Annotated in this window: 14 protein-coding genes; 13 read left to right on the top strand and 1 reads right to left on the bottom strand. The window is 43.2% G+C overall.

The features are described 5' to 3' along the window. Positions 1–195: 195 nt before the first annotated feature. From VQ643_RS03490 to VQ643_RS03460, 7 genes are all read left to right on the top strand, one after another. The gene (locus VQ643_RS03490; RefSeq protein WP_414197883.1) at positions 196–1,236 is read left to right on the top strand and encodes a rod shape-determining protein; all 1,041 of its coding nucleotides are present in this window, start codon (positions 196–198) and stop codon (positions 1,234–1,236) included. 92 nt (positions 1,237–1,328) lie between these two features. Then, positions 1,329–2,270, top strand: a complete 942-nt coding sequence (mreC, locus tag VQ643_RS03485; RefSeq protein WP_414198015.1) for a rod shape-determining protein MreC — start codon at positions 1,329–1,331, stop codon at positions 2,268–2,270. Then, positions 2,267–2,767: a rod shape-determining protein MreD gene (gene mreD, locus VQ643_RS03480; protein WP_414197882.1), complete on the top strand. Its 501-nt coding sequence runs from the start codon at positions 2,267–2,269 to the stop codon at positions 2,765–2,767. Before mreC ends, mreD begins: the two co-directional genes overlap by 4 nt. A gap of 13 nt (positions 2,768–2,780) precedes the next feature. Further along, positions 2,781–3,344: a Maf family protein gene (locus VQ643_RS03475; RefSeq protein WP_414197881.1), complete on the top strand. Its 564-nt coding sequence runs from the start codon at positions 2,781–2,783 to the stop codon at positions 3,342–3,344. 64 nt (positions 3,345–3,408) lie between these two features. Beyond that, the gene (gene rng / locus VQ643_RS03470) at positions 3,409–4,866 is read left to right on the top strand and encodes a ribonuclease G (protein WP_414197880.1); all 1,458 of its coding nucleotides are present in this window, start codon (positions 3,409–3,411) and stop codon (positions 4,864–4,866) included. Positions 4,867–4,877: 11 nt separating this feature from the next. Then, positions 4,878–8,678 carry a YhdP family protein gene (locus tag VQ643_RS03465; protein WP_414197879.1) on the top strand — a complete coding sequence of 1,267 codons (3,801 nt, stop codon included), beginning with the start codon at positions 4,878–4,880 and terminating at the stop codon, positions 8,676–8,678. A 4-nt stretch (positions 8,679–8,682) separates the two neighbouring features. Then, positions 8,683–9,132, top strand: a complete 450-nt coding sequence (locus VQ643_RS03460) for a GNAT family N-acetyltransferase (RefSeq protein WP_414197878.1) — start codon at positions 8,683–8,685, stop codon at positions 9,130–9,132. On the opposite strand, the gene recN is transcribed toward VQ643_RS03460, so the two are convergent. Further along, complete coding sequence (recN, locus tag VQ643_RS03455; protein WP_414197877.1) at positions 9,129–10,796, bottom strand: DNA repair protein RecN; 1,668 nt, start codon at positions 10,794–10,796, stop codon at positions 9,129–9,131. The genes VQ643_RS03460 and recN overlap by 4 nt on opposite strands. A 185-nt stretch (positions 10,797–10,981) precedes the next feature. Between recN and grpE the strand changes: the two genes are divergently transcribed. From grpE to leuE, 6 genes are all read left to right on the top strand, one after another. Next, the gene (gene grpE, locus VQ643_RS03450) at positions 10,982–11,533 is read left to right on the top strand and encodes a nucleotide exchange factor GrpE (RefSeq protein ID WP_414197876.1); all 552 of its coding nucleotides are present in this window, start codon (positions 10,982–10,984) and stop codon (positions 11,531–11,533) included. Positions 11,534–11,656: 123 nt separating this feature from the next. After that, complete coding sequence (dnaK, locus tag VQ643_RS03445) at positions 11,657–13,576, top strand: molecular chaperone DnaK (protein WP_414197875.1); 1,920 nt, start codon at positions 11,657–11,659, stop codon at positions 13,574–13,576. Positions 13,577–13,688: 112 nt separating this feature from the next. After that, positions 13,689–14,819 carry a molecular chaperone DnaJ gene (dnaJ, locus tag VQ643_RS03440; RefSeq protein ID WP_414197874.1) on the top strand — a complete coding sequence of 377 codons (1,131 nt, stop codon included), beginning with the start codon at positions 13,689–13,691 and terminating at the stop codon, positions 14,817–14,819. A gap of 168 nt (positions 14,820–14,987) precedes the next feature. Continuing rightward, entirely contained in the window at positions 14,988–15,791 is an 804-nt protein-coding gene (gene dapB, locus VQ643_RS03435) for a 4-hydroxy-tetrahydrodipicolinate reductase (protein WP_414197873.1), read from the top strand. A gap of 161 nt (positions 15,792–15,952) precedes the next feature. Next, on the top strand, positions 15,953–17,092 hold the full coding sequence (gene carA, locus VQ643_RS03430; RefSeq protein ID WP_414197872.1) for a glutamine-hydrolyzing carbamoyl-phosphate synthase small subunit: 1,140 nt from the start codon (positions 15,953–15,955) through the stop codon (positions 17,090–17,092). Positions 17,093–17,096: 4 nt separating this feature from the next. Continuing rightward, on the top strand, positions 17,097–17,753 hold the full coding sequence (gene leuE, locus VQ643_RS03425; protein ID WP_414197871.1) for a leucine efflux protein LeuE: 657 nt from the start codon (positions 17,097–17,099) through the stop codon (positions 17,751–17,753). Positions 17,754–17,758: the final 5 nt, after the last annotated feature.

Genomic DNA, 17,758 nt, shown 5'->3' with positions numbered 1-17,758 from the left:
GATAACTTGTGTTTGACCGTAAAAGTGGGAACAGATTCTACAGATAGCGGTCAATCATAACATTATTCGTTTTTTATCGGAAAAGTGTGCAATCTAACATATAGAGTTGTTGCTCTAAAGCACGTTGATTGTTAGAGTTTTCCACATTATTAGTACGCGCTGTTTAAATGGCGCATTATTTAGGTCAAGTCATCCATGTTTAAGAAGTTACGCGGTATTTTTTCCAGTGATCTTTCCATCGATCTTGGAACAGCAAACACCCTTATTTATGTTCGTGATCACGGCATTATTTTAGACGAACCATCAGTTGTTGCTATCCGGACGCGCGGTAACCAAAAAAGCGTTGTTGCAGTAGGTACAGATGCAAAACGTATGTTGGGACGTACGCCGGGTAATATTACAGCTATTCGCCCAATGAAAGACGGTGTGATTGCTGACTTTAATGTGTGTGAAAAAATGCTGCAGTACTTCATCAAAAAAGTACATGAAGGCCGCCTACTTTCTCCAAGCCCTCGCGTTTTAATCTGTGTCCCTTGTAAATCAACACAGGTAGAGCGCCGTGCTATTCACGACTCAGCATTAGGTGCAGGTGCTCGTGAAGTGTATTTAATTGAAGAACCAATGGCAGCAGCAATAGGAGCTGGCCTACCTGTTGATGAAGCACGCGGTTCTATGGTGGTTGATATTGGCGGTGGCACTACAGAAATTGCGCTTATTTCATTAAATGGCGTTGTTTATTCGGAATCAGTACGTGTTGGTGGCGACCGCTTTGACGAAGCTATTATTACCTACGTACGCCGTAATTATGGCAGTTTGATTGGTGAGTCTACCGCTGAACGTATTAAACAAGAGATTGGCTCGGCCTATCCAAGTGACGAAATCCTAGAATTTGATGTGCGTGGCCGTAATCTATCAGAAGGCGTACCACGCAGTTTCACATTGAATTCAGAAGAAGTACTAGAAGCCTTGCAAGAGTCCTTAGCACAAATTGTACAAGCCGTTAAAAGTGCACTTGAGCAGTCTCCACCTGAGCTGGCCTCTGATATTGCTGAGCGCGGTTTAGTATTAACAGGCGGCGGTGCTTTGTTACGTGATATGGATAAATTGTTAGCGCAAGAAACAGGGTTGCCTGTTATTGTTGCTGAAAATCCTAAGACCTGTGTGGCGTTAGGTGGCGGTCGAGCGTTAGAAATGATCGACAAAAACACCATGGATTTACTCTCAACCAGTGAATAATTTATGTCGCTTTAATACATAATGTTATAAATAGGTTGATTGTACGAAAGCTACGTCTGATGCCGTAGCTTTCTGCTTTAGAGGATATTTCTATTAAACTATTATTTTCCAAACGACCCGCTCTAGGCGCACGCATGCTAGTGCTAGGGTTGCTTTCGGCAGTGTTAATGATAGTCGATGCAAACTATGAATTGCTTAAGCCTGTGCGTAGCCAGTTTGGTGCATTATTAACGCCTTTATATAGCTTAGGCGAGCTTCCTGCTCAGTTATGGAATAGTGCCACTGAACAATTCACTAGCCGCAATGATTTAATTAAAGAAAATGAGCGCTTACGTGCAGAATCGTTATTAATGGCGCGTCGCCTGCAAAAACTAGCAACCTTAACTGAACAAAATGTACGCTTGCGTGAGCTACTTAATTCCTCAGCCGTATTGGATGAGGATGTACTGGTTACTGAGTTAATAGGCATAGATCCAGATCCTTATTCGCAACGTATTTTGATTGATAAAGGTAGCCAAGATGGCGTATACGTTGGCCAGCCAGTATTGGAGTCGCGCGGTTTGGCAGGACAAGTTATTGAAGTTATGCCTTATAGCGCGAGGGTGTTACTTATCACAGATCCTAGTCACGGTGTGCCTGTACAAGTAAACCGTAATGGCTTGCGTACGATTGCTGTTGGTACTAGTGATCAAGAAAGTATGGATTTACGTCATGTCTCTAATAATGCTGATATTAAAGAAGGTGACTTGTTAGTTACTTCTGGTATGGGGCAGCGTTTTCCAGCGGGTTATCCTGTTGCCATTGTGACCCATGTAGAGCCAAGTAGTAGTCAGCCATTTGCACAAATTGCAGCGAAACCAACTGCTGCTTTGTCTCGAACTCGTTTTTTTATGTTGGTTTTTAACAAACAAGATGCTATCGACTTGCGTAAAGAGCAGCTGGAGCAGGTTGAAGATAATGAGCGTGCGGTTGAGCAGGCGAGTGAGGTCCTACAGGGCATAGAAAAGCCTAAAGCAAGTGAGGCTAATCCATGAGTCGTATGCCATTAAATAATCTATGGGCACTGATTATTGTGAGTTTAACCATTGCTTTGGTGCTCTCAGTTGCACCTATACCTGTGTTTTTAGAAACTGCTCGACCACTTTGGGTGCCACTCTTTCTAACCTATTGGGTACTGATTGTTCCCGATCGTGTTGGATTAACCACTGCTTGGGTATGTGGTTTATTACAAGATATTCTGTCTTATACTTTTTTAGGACAGCATGCGCTTATCTATAGCGTAATGATTTTTTTTGTAGTGTTTGTTCACCGTAGATTCAGCATGTTTCCTGTTTGGCAGCAAGCGGCCGCCTTGTTTGTTTTTTATGTGTTAGGCCTGTTACTGCAACTATGGCTGATGGCTTTAGGTGGGCAGCGTATTCCTGCACTGTCGTTTTTGCTACCTGCTTTGGTAAGTAGTCTCTTATGGCCATGGTTATTCTTTTTAATGCGGCCCTTGACCAAGCGTTTAACTGTCTCTAGTGAAGATTAAAGAAGGAAAACGCATGCCATTGTTCTTAGCGTCAACCTCGCCACGTCGTGCTGATTTACTCAAGCAAATTGCTCAAACTTTTACTCAAACAGAAGTAACGATTGATGAAACGCCATATCAGCATGAAAACGCTCTGCATTATGTTGAACGCATGGCGCAAGAAAAAGCGAAGCAAGGCTTTATTCAGTTAGAACAGCAACAGGCCTATGTGCTAAGTGCAGATACTATTATAGAGCTTGATGGTGAAATTTTAGGCAAACCAAAAGACCAAGCAGATTCTTTTTCTATGCTAAAACGCTTATCGAATCGATCGCATTGGGTGCACACTGCCATTTGTCTAGTAAGTCAGGATGTGCAGCAAAGCTGTGTGGTAAGCAGCAAAGTCGAATTTAGAGCATTAACCGATGAAGAAATTAAGCTATATTGGCAGACAGGTGAGCCTTGTGATAAAGCCGGTAGCTATGCCATTCAAGGCTTAGCAGGTTCTTTTGTGCAGCGCATTGATGGCAGTTATTCAGCCATTGTTGGTTTGCCTTTAGCTGAAACGCTTTTAATGTTGCGCCAACAGGCTTTGTGAGATGCTGTAAGCATAGAAATTTTCTTAAGTTTTTATTCTTATATCTTTTTGCGGTGGATAGTTCATGAGTGAAGAAATCTTAATCAACATTACCCCGATGGAATCACGAGTGGCGATGGTTGAAAATGGAGTTCTACAAGAAGTTCATGTTGAGCGCACACTGCGTCGTGGCATTGTTGGGAATATCTATAAAGGGCGCGTAGTGCGCGTATTGCCGGGTATGCAAGCAGCCTTTGTGGACATTGGCCTTGATCGTGCCGCCTTTATCCATGCCTCAGAAGTTATTCCAGCTGAAGGTGCTAGCTCTGATTCAATTAGTAACCTTGTGCATGAAGGCCAAGCATTGGTTGTGCAAGTCACCAAAGATCCTATAGGTTCTAAAGGCGCACGACTAACGACCCATCTTTCTATTCCTTCACGTTATTTGGTCTATATGCCCAGTAACGACCATGTAGGTATTTCCTTACGCATTGAAGACGAAACCGAGCGTGAGCGTTTAAAACAGCTAATTAATGATTGTTTAGCCAGCGAACTGCCTGAGCAAAAAGGTGGCTTTATTCTACGAACGGCGGCAGAAGGTGCTGGGCAAGCCGAAGTGATGGCGGATATTCGCTATGTTCGTCGTTTATGGGCGCAGGTCGCTAAGTTAATGGAGAAAAATACTTGCCCTGCCTTGATCTATGAAGACCTTTCCCTTGCCATGCGCACACTACGTGATTTTGTTAGTGATAACACGGAAAAAGTACGTATAGATTCACGTGAAACCTACCAAAAAGCGCAGCAATTTGTAGCTGAATTAATGCCTGAAATTTCGCACATGCTTGAACATTATCCAGGCGAACGCCCATTGTTTGATTTATACAGTGTTGAGTCAGAAATACATAAGGCACTAGAGCGTAAAGTGCTGCTTAAATCTGGTGGTTATTTGGTAATTGACCAAACCGAAGCTATGACCACTATTGATGTGAATACAGGCGGCTTTGTTGGTCATCGTACGTTAGAAGAAACTATATTTAAAACCAACTTAGAAGCGGCTAATGCGATTGCGCGTCAATTACGTTTACGCAATTTAGGAGGCATCATTATCATCGACTTTATAGACATGGTCGATGAGGAGCATCAGCGCCAAGTATTGCGTCTGTTAGAGCGTCAACTAGAGCGCGATCATGCTAAAAACAATATTATTGGCATTACTGAACTAGGTTTAGTGCAGATGACGCGTAAGCGTACCCGTGAAAGTCTGATGCAAATTTTGTGTGAACCTTGCAGTGCATGTGCTGGACGTGGCGCATTACGCACAGCAGAAACAGTATGCTACGAGATTTTTCGGGAGATTTTGCGTGAAGCCCGAGCTTTTCAAGCAGAAGGCTATATGGTGCTAGCTAACCAAAATGTAGTTGACCGATTATTAGATGAGGAATCTGGTAATGTGGCTGATTTAGAATCCTTTATTGGTCGTCCTATTAAATTCCAAGTAGAAAGTTTGTATTCGCAAGAACAATACGATGTTGTTCTCCTATGAGATAACTATGGATGAAAAATCTCTTAACTTACATAAGTAAAATCAGTTACCTCCTGATTGGTGCAGCCCTGATATTGGCTGCGCTTTATGTAAGTATAGGGCGTGTAGTTATTCCTATGGCAGGGGAATACTCTCTAGAACTAGAGCAGTTTTTGCGTGAACGATTAAAGCAAGAGGTTAAAGTTGAGCGTCTTGAAGGCCAATGGCATATTTTTTCGCCTGTTTTTGTTGCCCATAATGTACATATAGGAAACGCTGATAGTGGAGTACATGTGCAGCGCTTAGCGTTAAAAATTAACTTATTAAGTAGTTTACTAGGCGCTGATTTAAACATAGAAAGTATTTTGCTCGATGGCGCTGATTTTCAGCTAGTACAGCAGCAAGGGCAGTGGCAGTTATTAGGGGTTAGTGCTCCAGAAGAAAGTACCAATGGCACAATAGATATACAAAAGCTGCTTAATTATTTGCAGAGTATCAAACAGCTTTACCTCGTTAATAGCCGAGCTGTAATGATGGCTGAAGATGCTCTGCCTTTATCCCTTACCTATATCAACCTTTCTTTAGATAACTCGGCCTTTAAGCAGCAGCTAAAAGGGCGCGTGAATTTTGCTGATGGAGAAAAGCTACAGTTGTCTCTTACGGGACAGCTAGATACAGAAAATTGGCGTAACAGTCGTTTTTCATCGTATGCCAGCCTGCCTAAAAGCCAATGGAGTCGTTTTATATCGCCAGCGCAGTTACAGGCTATTGGCATAGAGTCTGTGCATGCAGGTGTTGAGGTATGGTATGAACAAGCTGGTCAGAATCAGGGTAAGGGTGCCATTAAGTTTAATGCAGATAATATTGTGCTCAATAATACAGGTCGTTCAGTAGAGCTTAGCCACGTAAATCTCACTGGTTTTTATCGTGACAAAGAACAGTTGCGCACACTACATATCAGCCCTTTAGATTTTCAATTAGATGGCCAAAAATTAGCTGAGCCTCTCAATTTTTTGCTGAGTTATCAGCCTAAAACAGCCACATCTGAGCATGGCTTGCAGCTTATAAGCCAGCATTTGGTGGTTGATGATCTTTCGTACATGTTACAAAAACTCGCACCTTTGCCGGAAAAAGGACGAGACGTTATTGCTATTTTAGATGCAAAAGGCGTTATTAAAGACGCTAAGGCCACATGGTATTTTGATCGTGAAGGCAAAGAGCGCTTGCGCTATTTTATTCGACCCGTACAGTTAAATTATCAAGCATGGCAAGGTTCCCCTGCCTTAACTGGAATAAATGGCACTATTGAAGGTGATTTACTCAGTGGTGAACTAAATGCACAAGCTGAACAACCAGTAAGTTTGCATTTAGATCAGCTGTTTCCTAAACCTTGGGTGTACGACAAAGGCAATGTGCAGTTTAAATGGGATGTAACAGACGAAGGGGTACATCTGCAAGCGCCTGTGATTGATATGCAAGGGGCTATTGGACAACTACAAGGCAACTTAGACATCAAGCTCTATCATGCGCCAGATGTAAAAGACACCATGGACTTAACCATTAATATCTATAATGGTGATGCAGCCTACACTGAAAACTACCTACCTACCCGAGCACCGCATTTTAACAAAGACACGGCAAACTGGCTGACCAATGCAATTAAAGAAGGTTTCGTACGTCAAGGGTATTATAAATATAAAGGTCATTTGGTACCTGAAGAAAACGATCCTTCTGGTAGCTATCTATTCTTTGATGTTAGCAATGCTGTGATGGATTATCAGCCAGGTTGGCCCACTATTAGTGAAGCACAAGCGCAAGTGTATATTTCTCCTGGACAAGTGCGTGTTGAACATATTAACGGCAAAATTTTAGACACCCAAGTGAGTGATGCGCATGTTCAAGTAAGCTTTGCCGATTCGCTCAGCCAGCTAACAGTCTATGCGCCTATGCTGTCTAATGTGAATGATATCTTAACTATATTACGTAGTGCACCATTGCCCGTTAACCAAGAGCATTTTAAAGATTGGGATGGGGCTGGTATCGTACCAGCTCAGCTTGATTTAAAAATGCCATTAGATGATCCAGATAAAATTAAAGTAAAAGTAGCCTTTCAGCCGCGCTTAATTAGTCTACAAATGCAAGCTTATGACCTGTCATTGAGCCAGCTAAGAGGTGATTTTATTTTTGATAGTGATAAAGGCATTGCTGGTAAAAACGTACAGGGCCGTTTTTTGCATAATGATTTTACAGGACAGGTTCTAGCTACTGGCAAAAATGGCAAGCTGGCATCCAGTATCCAAGTGACTGGTGTTATGCCGGTAAATAGCTTGCAAACTTGGCTTGGAGTGAAACAGCCACTACCTGTTAAGGGGAAAATTCCTTACCAACTGCGCTTAAACTTAGATGCTAATCGCGTACAGTTGCAATTAAACTCATCATTACAAGGTATGGCTAGTGAGCTGCCCCTGCCTTTTGCCAAAACCGCGCGGGAAGTAGCGCCGTTAGCTTTAACTTTTGACTTAGGAAACCCTAGCAAAACACTAAAAGTAAACTACAAAGATCAGCTATTGAATGGTTATTTCGTAGCGCCTAATGGCGATTGGGCGCAGTTACAAGGCAATGTGCGTCTGGCTGACGGTATCGCCCAGCGGCCAACACGTGCTGGTATTTACGCTGTAGGTAAGATGACGGATTTTGATTTAGGCGCTTGGCAAGAGGTTTTAGAGCAACTACAAACAGATGACCTTAGCCAAACCAGCCTATTAAAAGAATTAGATGTAGTTATTGCCAAGCTAAAGGCCTTCGATCGTACCTTTACTGATATTTTTGTACAGGCTACAGCGCAACCTAAAGGCTTTAATATTGCTCTAAAATCACTGGATGTGGTGGGTGATGTAAAAATTAGGCAAAAATCACCTATTGATATAAAACTAGCGAGTTATCATGTAAGTAAAGATCCAGCAAGAGTCACAAATGATCCTTTAATAAACACTGACCCAAAAACTATACCAGCCTTTAATCTGGCGATTGATAAATTATATTTAGCAGATAACAGTATAATTAGCGATATTTCACTCAAGGCAAGGCCAACTAAAACAGGTATTAAAGTTACAGACCTAGCTGTCAATTTAAAGGGCTTATTATTATCAGGAGCCATTACTTGGGATGGTAGGGCTAAAAAAGCAAAAACACAGTTCTCAGGAACCCTGTCAGGCGCTAATGTGGGAGATATCCTCAAACGTTGGGGTTATGTTGACTCCTTAACCAGTGAAGGTTTTAGTGTAGCTATTACAGGTAATTGGCCAGGCTCCCCTCAAGACTTCGCATTAGAAAATTTTTCAGGTGTGGTCGATGCAAAGTTTAGCAATGGCATATTAAAGCGTGTTGAAGGTAGCGCCCAAGCGTTGCGTATTTTTGGTTTATTAAACTTTGATTCTATAGGGCGGCGTTTACGGCTAGATTTTCGTGATATTTTCGGTAAAGGCCTAGCATATGATAAAGCCAAGTTATCCTTACAGGCGCAGTATGGCGTTTATACGACACGCCAAGCTACACATATTAGTGGCCCCTCTAGCGACTTAACCTTGGCTGGCAGCATTAATTTACATACACAGCAGATAAATGGGCGGCTAGGTGTGACCTTGCCGGTATCTAACAACCTATCTATTGCCGCTATCATTGCCGGCGCTCCGGCTGTAGGGGGCGCTATTTTTGTGGTAGACAAGCTCATAGGCGATAAACTAGGTCGTGTAGCTACTGTTAATTACAGCATTAAAGGTAATTGGGATAATCCAGATATTAAGCCCGAGTTATTGGAAAAAGAGAAAAAATAGAGCAATGCAAGTCAAACAAGTCCTACCAGAGCAAGCGCCTATTGAGTTGTTGCTTATCGCAGACCCTAATTTAGAGAAGGTACAAGGCTATTTAGCGAAAAGTCTTTGCTGGGTAGTTGAGGAAAACCAGCAATGTTTAGGTGTAGCTGCAGCCTTACCTATTGCTGAGCATACCTATGAATTAATGAATATTGCGATCGCGGAAAACCAGCAACAAAAAGGCATAGGTGCTTTATTGCTAAAAGCTGTTATTGCGGATATTAAAGCGTTAGGAGCAACTGAGCTTGAGCTAGGTACAGGTACTTTTGGCCATCAACTAAGCTTTTATCAGCGCCATGGTTTTCGCGTTGATAGAATAGAAAAGAACTTTTTTCTAGATAACTATCCAGAGCCTATTTGGGAAAATGGAATTCAGCACCAAGATATGTTGCGCTTGGTGCTTCGTTTTAATTAGTTGCGCTGTAATAACTGCTTAGCATGTGCCAAAGACTCATCTGTTAACTCAATGCCACCAAGCATACGCGCTATTTCTTCTACGCGTTGCTCGTCAGTAAGCTGGCTAACAGCAGTACTGGTAGAGTTTTTCTCTCTTTTCTTATGTACAAATAAGTGCTGATGACCTTGAGCGGCAACTTGAGGTAGATGGGTTACAGTTAATACTTGCCCGCGCTCCCCTAATTGGCGTAATAGTTGGCCAACAATTTCAGCCGTAGGGCCACCAATACCCACATCCACCTCATCAAATACAAGGCTGGGAATCCGTGAGGTTTGAGCTGTAATAACTTGAATCGCTAAACTGATACGGGATAACTCACCACCAGAAGCTACTTTAGCTAATGCACGTAAAGGCTGCCCAGGGTTGGCACTTACTTGAAACTCAATACTTTCTAAGCCATTAGGATCTAACTGGATAGTTTTTGTGCGATTTAGCTCAATAGTAAAACGCCCTCCTGGCATACCCAGTTTTTGCATTTGCTGTTGCACTGCGTCAGAGAGTTTTTTGGCAGCTTGACCGCGTTTTTGACTCAGTTTTTCAGCTTGTTTCTGATAGTTTTTAGCCAGCTCCTCTACCTGTATGTTGAGCTGTTCTTGTTGGCTGTCGTCAGCATTCAAGGCTTCTAATTGAGTAAACAAGTCCTGTTGGAGTTGGTTTAATTCATGCGGCTGCACGCGATGCTTACGTGCTAAGCTATAAATAGCATCTAAGCGTGCCTCTATCCACTGTTGGCGTTCAGGATCGGCATCAAAGTGATCACAAAAGCGATTTAGCTCGCCAACAGCCTCCTCAACTTGAATTTGTGCACTGGCGATTAGGTTGGTTGCCTCAGTTAAAGCTTGGGGGGCGCCTTGCATGGAGGATAAACGATGCAAGCAGGTATTTAGAATGCTTAATACATTGGCGCTATCATTCTCACTACAGAGCTCAATCACTTGACGGCAGTTTTGCAGTAAACCAACAGCGTTGGTCAGGGTACGATGCTCGTTTTCTAGCTCGTCTAACTCATTCTCGCCTAGGCTAAGTTGATCAAGTTCCTCTAGCTGATAGCTGAGTAACTGGTGTTGTGCGCGTTGTTGTTCATTGCTTTGTGTAAGTTGCTCTAATTTACCTTTGCAACTGCGCCATTGATTGGCCAGTTGAGCTACTTCACTGGCTAGTTGGCTGGTGGTGGCGAACTCATCAAGTAAACGGCGATGGGTTTCTGGTTTGAGCAGTGAGTGGTGCTCATGCTGGCTATGAATATCAATTAAGTGTTCACCTAAGGCTTTAAGGTCGCCTAAGGTACAGCTGCTACCATTAATATATGCGCGGGAACGGCCTTCCGGGGTAATAACACGACGTAGAATGCACGACTCTTCTGCAGCTAAATCGCGTTCTGCCAGCCATGCTTTAGCTTCTGGAATATCTTTTAAGTCAAAGGTAGCACTAATTTCGGCTTTATCTGCATTGGGTCTGACTATTCCAGCCTCTGCTCTATCACCTAATGCCAAACCGAGAGCATCGAGCATAATAGATTTACCCGCACCTGTTTCGCCCGTAATGGTGCTCATGCCTGAGGAAAGCTCTAATTCTAAATGATCAACGATAGCGTAGTTAGTGATGGTCAGTTGTACCAGCATAGCCGTTCTCCAAATTAATGGCTGTTCATTTATACAGTTAAAATATAGGTTTTGGCAATAGTTTCTCTTGGCTTTATGTAAAAAATAAAAATAGTCCACATTTTTGATGTTGTCTCTTGAAGCTAGGCTAGCTCATCCCCATATAACCAGCCAAGTGCCAAAAGACGTTGCACATAGGAGCACACATGACTAACGAAACAAATCACGAAGAAAACCTAGTTGAGCCAGAAAGTTCAGCACAGCAAGCTGACGTAGAAGAGCTAGAGCAAGCACCAACTGAAGACTTAGCAGAGCGTGTAGCTCAGTTAGAAGGTGAGTTGGCCGATAGTAAATTACGCGCTGCAGCGGAAATTCAAAATATTCGCCGTCGCGCTGATCAAGATGTAGAAAAAGCACATAAGTTTGCGCTAGAAAAGTTCGCTAATGATTTACTAGCAGTGGTTGATGCACTTGAGCGTGGCTTGGCTATGACGAATGCTGAAGATGAAGCCAATAAAGCGGTGCGTGAAGGTATGGAGCAAACATTAAAGCTCTTTTTAGACACCTTAAAGCGCCACAATATTGAACAAATTAACCCATTAGGTGAGCCATTCAATCCAGAGCAGCATAATGCTGTTTCTATTCAACCAAGTGCAGATATGGAACCTAATAGCGTGTTACAGGTTTTCCAGCCAGGTTATTTAATTAATGGGCGAGTTATGCGTCCAGCGATGGTTGTCGTAAGCCAAGCAGTTTAATAGAGCAATTAGCAGTAGGGCTTGAAATATAAAAACCAGCCCATATTTATTAAAGCAAGATTAAATGGCGCAGCATAAAAGAAATTTAGGCTGTGTACTTCAAAGAGTTTCGGAGAGTTAATCATGGGAAAAATTATTGGTATTGACCTAGGTACAACTAACTCTTGTGTATCCGTGCTTGAAAACGGTGTTACAAAAGTTATTGAAAACGCAGAAGGTGCGCGTACTACTCCATCTATTGTTGCTTATGCCAACGATGGTGAAGTGCTTGTCGGTCAGTCTGCAAAACGTCAGGCAGTAACTAATCCAAAAAATACGCTATTTGCGGTTAAGCGTTTGATTGGTCGTCGTTTTGACGAAGAGGTTGTGCAAAAAGATATTAAGTTAGTGCCTTTTACCATCACTAAAGCTGACAATGGCGATGCTTGGGTTGAAGTGAAAGGTGACAAATTAGCACCACCACAAATTTCAGCTGAAGTGCTGAAAAAAATGAAAAAAACAGCAGAAGATTACCTAGGCGAAAAAGTAACTGAAGCTGTTATTACAGTACCAGCTTACTTTAATGATAGTCAGCGCCAAGCGACTAAAGATGCCGGTCGTATTGCTGGTCTTGATGTTAAACGTATTATTAACGAACCAACTGCAGCAGCCTTAGCTTACGGCTTAGACAAATCCAAAGGTGACCACACCATTGCAGTGTATGACTTAGGTGGCGGTACTTTTGACGTTTCTATCATTGAAATTGCTGATATTGATGGTGTTCAACAGTTTGAAGTATTAGCCACCAATGGGGATACTTTCCTAGGTGGTGAAGACTTTGACTTGCGCTTAATCGACTATTTAGCCGATGAGTTCAAAAAAGAAAATGGTGTTGACCTTAAAGGCGACCCATTAGCAATGCAACGTCTAAAAGAAGCAGCTGAAAAAGCGAAAATCGAACTTTCTTCAGCACAGCAAACAGATGTTAACTTGCCTTACATTACGGCCGATGCAACTGGCCCTAAACACTTAAACGTGATTATCTCGCGTGCCAAACTAGAGTCATTAGTTGAAGACCTTGTACAGCGCACTTTAGAGCCAATCCGTACCTCATTAAAAGATTCAGGCTTAGATGCTAAAGCTATTGATGAAGTGATTTTAGTGGGTGGTCAAACACGTATGCCGCTGGTGCAAAAAACTGTAACTGAGTTTTTTGGTAAAGAGCCACGTAAAGACGTAAACCCAGATGAAGCTGTTGCTATGGGTGCGGCAATTCAAGGTGGCGTATTGGCAGGTGATACAAAAGACGTTCTGTTGTTAGACGTTACACCACTGTCGCTAGGTATTGAAACCATGGGCGGTGTAATGACAGTACTAATTGAGAAAAACAGCACTATTCCAACGAAGAAGTCGCAAACTTTCTCAACAGCAGATGACAACCAAAATGCAGTGACTATTCATGTGCTACAAGGCGAGCGCAAGCAAGCTGCACAGAACAAGTCTTTGGGGCAATTCAATCTATCAGACATTCCGCCAGCACCACGTGGCGTGCCACAAATTGAAGTAACTTTTGACATTGATGCGAACGGTATTTTAAACGTATCAGCAAAAGACAAAGCAACAAACAAAGAGCAGTCTATCGTCATTAAAGCAAACTCAGGCTTAAGTGACGAAGAAGTTGATCAAATGATTCGCGATGCAGAAGCTAATGCTGAAGAAGATCGCAAGTTTGAAGAGCTAGCAGCAGCACGTAACCAAGGTGATCAATTAGTGCATGCAACGCGCAAAATGATAACCGAGGCAGGCGATAAAGCTACTGATGAAGAAAAAGCGAAAATCGAAGAAGCGGTTAAAGCGCTTGAAGATGCAGTAAAGGGCGATGACAAAGCAGAGATTGAAGCTAAGGTTCAAGCCTTATCAGAAGCTAGTGCACCATTAGCACAAAAAATGTACGCTGAAGCGCAACCGCAAGAAGGTGGCGAACAAGCTCAAGGAAGCAAAGCAGCTGATGACGATGTAGTTGATGCTGAGTTTGAAGAAGTAAAAGACAAAGATAACAAGTAAGCCTGCGCTGAAGTTATCTTGCTAGTCAACTACGGCTGTCTAGCAACTCAACGCGGGGGCATTGCTCCCGCGTTGTCGCGTTTAGATAGTTAAGTCATCCGGAGTAAAAGTTATGGCAAAACGTGATTATTATGAAGTGCTCGGCGTTGAGCGCGGTGCGACTGAGGCTGAACTGAAAAAAGCCTATCGCCGTTTAGCAACCAAGTACCATCCTGACCGCAATCCGGATAACAAAGAAGCAGAAGAAAAATTCAAAGAAGCTAATGAGGCTTATGAGATTTTATCTGATGCAGATAAACGCGCGGCCTATGATCGTTATGGGCATGCTGGGGTTGATCCAAATATGGGGGGTGGCGCTGGTGCAGGTGGATTTGCTGGTGGCAACTTCTCAGATATTTTTGGTGATGTCTTTAGTGATTTCTTTGGCGGCGGTGGGCGCTCGTCACGTAATGGTCCGCAGCGTGGTAGCGACTTACGTTACAATATTGAGTTAACGCTGGAAGAAGCAGTACGCGGTACTACGCAAACTATTAAAATTCCAGTGGCAGTAGTTTGTAAAAGCTGTGATGGTTCAGGGGCTAAAAAAGGTACCTCACCAACCACTTGTGCAACCTGTAATGGTGTAGGTCAAGTGCGTATGCAGCAAGGTTTCTTTGCTGTTCAGCAGGAATGCCCACGCTGTCATGGTACGGGGCAGATGATTACAGATCCTTGTAATAGTTGTCATGGCCATGGTCATGTGGAAGAAAATAAAACCTTGTCTGTGAAAATTCCAGCTGGGGTCGATAATGGCGATCGAATTCGCTTGGCAGGAGAGGGTGAAGCAGGCGCCAAAGGCGGTCCAGCGGGGGATCTTTATGTTGTTGTGCATGTGAAACGACATGAGATTTTTGAGCGTGATGGAAGCAACCTGCATTGTGAAGTTCCTATTAACTTTGCTGACGCTGCTTTAGGTGGTGAAATTGAAGTGCCCACCTTAGATGGTCGAGTAAAGCTAAAAATTCCAGAAGGCACACAAACAGGAAAAATGTTCCGCCTGCGTGGTAAAGGCGTTAAACCTGTGCGTAGTAGTACGGTAGGTGACTTGCTTTGCCGTGCGGTAATTGAAACACCAGTAAAACTGGATAAGCGTCAACGGGAATTGTTAGAAGAATTTCGCTCCACCTTAAAAGGCAATAATGGTAATTCACCACGTGCGTCTGGCTGGTTTGAAGGTATGAAGCGTTTTTTTAACGACCTGTAATTAGACTTTGCCTTTAGATTCTTGCTGAAATTGCAAAAAATATAGCTGCAAATAGCGAGCATTAGGGTTTAGCTAAAAAGAAAAAAGCCAGTTTGTGATTTAATATGCAAACTGGCTTTTTATTTTGGTAGTCTTAGCGCCTTGCAAAAATAATCACAGGTGTAGCAAATGTCACGTATCGCAGTGATGGGCGCCGCTGGGCGCATGGGGAAAACGCTTATTGAAGCAGTGTGTCAAACAGAAACAGGTGAATTGACCGCAGCAATTGATCGACCAGATAGTAGTTTAATTGGTGCCGATGCCGGTGAACTAACAGGTTTAGGTAAGATTAGCGTACCATTAGTAGCTGATCTGCGTGATGTTTTAAATGATTTTGATGTACTCATCGACTTCACTCATCCTAGCGTCACTTTAAAAAACCTTGAAATTTGCCGCCAAGCTAAAAAAGCGATGGTTATTGGCACCACAGGTTTTAGCCTACAAGAACGTGAACTCATTGTTCAGGCCGGTAAGGAAATTCCTATTGTATTTGCTGCTAATTTTAGTGTAGGTGTAAACCTTTGTTTAAATCTGCTAGATACTGCTGCCCGTGTATTAGGCAATGATGTAGATATTGAGATTCTTGAAGCACATCATCGTCATAAAGTAGATGCGCCTTCTGGCACTGCCTTACGTATGGGTGAAGTTGTGGCTAATGCGCTGGGCCGTGATTTAGAGCAGGTGGCAGTTTATGGGCGAGAAGGTCAAACGGGGGCGCGTAAAGCTGAAACCATAGGTTTTGCTACCGTACGTGCTGGCGATATTGTAGGGGATCATACAGTATTGTTTGCAGCAGATGGCGAGCGTGTTGAAATTACCCATAAAGCCTCTAGCCGAATGACCTTTGCCAAAGGCGCTGTGCGTGCTGCAGTATGGCTAAAAGAGAAGCCGGCAGATCTTTATGATATGCAAGATGTATTAAATTTACGGTGATAACTTTTTCTTTGCGCAAAAGTAGGCTAAACTACTGCTTTAGTGTATCCACTAGAAGTGTGCTTATGAATTCATAAAAAAGCGGAATGATGTTTCTCTACGTCATTCCGCTTTTTTGCGGAAAAAATCTGCACAAACGGCTCGAAATACGGGAGGTCTTCTTGACTAAGCCAGCCATCCTCGCCCTTGCTGACGGCAGCATCTTTCACGGCGAAGCCATTGGTGTCGACGGGCAAACCGTCGGTGAAGTGGTATTCAATACGGCCATGACAGGCTATCAGGAAATTCTTACAGACCCATCATATGCCAAACAAATAGTCACTTTGACTTATCCGCATATTGGCAACACCGGCGTAACACCTGAGGATGCAGAATCTTCTAATGTATGGTCGGCAGGTTTGGTAATCCGCGATTTACCCTTGCTATCAAGTAGTTGGCGCGAAAAACAGACATTAGGTGATTACCTAAAAGAGCATAATGTTGTCGCTATCGCTGGCATTGATACGCGTCGCCTAACACGTATTTTACGTGATAAAGGTGCTCAAAATGGTTGTATTTTAGCAGGTGAAAACGCAACTGAAGAAAAAGCACTTGAATTAGCACGCGGTTTCTCTGGCTTAAAAGGCATGGATTTAGCCAAAGAAGTGACCACGCAAACCGCCTATGAGTGGCGTAGTGCGCCTTGGGTATTAAAAACAGATAGCCATCCTGAAATTCCAGCTGCTGATTTACCTTTTCATGTAGTAGCGTACGATTTTGGAGTGAAGCGCAATATTTTACGTTTACTGGTGGCGCGCGGTTGTCGCTTGACTGTAGTGCCTGCTACAACGCCAGCCAGTGAAGTATTAGCTATGCAGCCGGATGGCGTATTTTTATCCAATGGTCCTGGTGATCCAGAGCCTTGTGACTATGCGATTAACGCTATTAAGCAGATATTAGAAACGGATATTCCTGTTTTTGGTATTTGCTTAGGCCATCAGTTGTTGGCTTTAGCATCTGGTGCTAAAACCATGAAAATGGCAAATGGCCATCATGGTGCCAACCATCCTGTGCAAGACCTAGAAACAGGCGTAGTGATGATCACTAGTCAAAATCATGGTTTTGCGGTAGATGAAAATAGCTTGCCTGCAACAATTAAACCTACCCATAAATCATTGTTTGATGGCACGTTGCAAGGTATTGCGCGTACTGACAAAGTTGCCTTTAGTTTCCAAGGCCACCCTGAAGCAAGCCCAGGGCCTAATGACGTCAGTGTGTTGTTTGATCGCTTTATTCAAGCAATGCAAGCTAAATTAGGTTAAGCACATGTTAGCAGGCGTTGGTATCCCAGACGTATGGACCTACTTGCTAGGTACTATAGCTATTGTTCTGTTACCAGGGCCAAACTCCTTGTTTGTTCTGGCAACGGCTGCTCAACGTGGAATCGCCGCAGGCTATCGAGCCGCCTGCGGTGTATTTTTAGGTGATAGTGTACTAATGCTAGCAACCGCCTTAGGCGTGGCTTCATTACTACACACATTTCCTGTGCTATTTATCCTAATTAAAAGCTTAGGTGCAGCTTACCTCGTGTGGCTTGGGGTAAATATGTTGCGCGGTGTTTGGAAGAAAATGTATCAAACAGCGCCAATAGATGAGCTAAAAGCAGTGCCTAAGGTAGTGGCTAAGCCACTGACAAAAGCTTTTTTGCTTAGTTTGTCTAATCCCAAAGCAATTTTATTTTTCGTGTCATTCTTCATTCAGTTTGTTGATCCTAAATACGCCTACCCAGGATTATCATTCTTGATTTTGGCCGTTATTTTGCAAGTGATTAGCTTTGTTTACTTAAGCTCCTTGATTTTTACTGGTGCCCGCCTTGCACAATGGTTTGCTCAGCGTAAACGCTTAGCTGCTGGTGCAACTACTGGAGTGGGCGCCTTGTTCGTCGGCTTTGGCGTGAAGCTGGCAACCGCTACTTTGTCCTGATTATT

Source organism: Pseudomonas sp. F1_0610 (assembly GCF_047470865.1).
Lineage (GTDB): Bacteria > Pseudomonadota > Gammaproteobacteria > Pseudomonadales > Pseudomonadaceae > JAZDRH01.
This window is presented reverse-complemented; position numbering and strand designations above follow the sequence as displayed.